We start from the raw sequence: 423 nt of genomic DNA on the forward strand, positions 1-423 counted from the left end.
CCACCCTGGGCGTGGGTGATGCGATCGACTTTCTGCCGTTCTCCGCACTGATGGCCTGAGGCCTTCTTGATCCCGGTCAAGCGCCGACCGGGAGCGTCTTTCTAGAGTGTGGCGCCTGTGCCCCGGGGTTGCCCACTGCCGCGGAGCGCGTTTTTCGCCAGAGGAGCAACCCCATGCAACTGGTCTGTCCGGCGGGCAGCCTGCCCGCCTTGAAGTCGGCCCTGCGACAGGGCGCCGATGCCATCTACGTCGGTTTCCGCGACGACACCAACGCCCGCCATTTCGCCGGCCTCAACCTTGACGAACGCCAGTTGCAGGAAGGCCTGCGGCGAGTCCACGAGGCCGGGCGGCAGCTCTACGTAGCGGTCAACACCTATTCCAGCGCGCAGGGCTGGGAGCGCTGGCAGCGCGCGGTGGACCAGG

1 pseudogene is annotated in these 423 nt (G+C 67.4%); it reads left to right on the forward strand.

Going from position 1 to position 423, the window contains the following annotated elements:
* Window positions 1-173 precede the first annotated feature (173 nt).
* Window positions 174-423 (forward strand): annotated as a pseudogene (locus FMN52_RS19725) (U32 family peptidase); the annotation flags it as partial.

This window comes from Marinobacter sp. BW6, from assembly GCF_008107725.1.
Lineage (GTDB): Bacteria > Pseudomonadota > Gammaproteobacteria > Pseudomonadales > Oleiphilaceae > Marinobacter.